This window comes from Psychrobacter sp. 1U2 (assembly GCF_051847575.1).
On record NZ_JBPYDC010000958.1, the window covers coordinates 1 to 760 of the forward strand.

At 37.2% G+C, this 760-nt stretch carries 1 protein-coding gene; it reads right to left on the minus strand.

What is annotated here, in order from left to right:
* Window positions 1-760: cell division protein FtsA (locus ACS8FD_RS19780; protein WP_439277122.1), on the minus strand; the 760-nt coding region annotated here is incomplete at both ends.

Genomic DNA, 760 nt, shown 5'->3' on the forward strand with positions numbered 1-760 from the left:
CTTTTAATGGCATCGGGTTCACTTTGCTCACTATGACGAAATTGCTCACTTTGACTATAGAGCAAAGTACCAAATGCCGTTTGATAAGCACGATTATTTACCTGCATACTTAACTGCTTAAACGATTCCTCATTATCGAAATGGTTATAAGCACTAATAGCAGGATGAGTGTTGGATAACACTACAGGCATTTTTAATAGCCTTTTAGCAAAAGGTATCATACCTTTAATAGTACTACCACCACCGTTAAGCACAATACCTCGATCAATATATCCTAATAACTCGGCTTCATGAAGTTGTCGTACGACTTCAGTAAATATCTGTACATAACGTGCCTCAATAATGCGCGCTAGATTATAAAGACTAACATTAACTTCGTCACCTGAACCTTGCGGTTTAAAGATAAAGAACGAGCTTGGATCCATACTATTTATATCTACTGTGCCATGTGATTTTTTGAGCTTTTCAGCTTCTATCATAGAAATACCGATATCGGCTGAGATATCCATGGTTACTTCATGACTACCACTGGCTATACAGTGAGTAAAAATAAGTTTATTTTCTTTATATACACAAATACTAGTGGTACTCGCGCCTATATCTACTAGACAGACACCTTGCTGGCGCTCTTCACTCATTAGGCTATATTCAGCACTTGTTACTGCATCAAAAACAATATGATCGATACCAACATCACAACCTTGTAATAGCTTTTGAATATTTTGACGGCTAGAGACTGGCATCATCATCATGTGATACA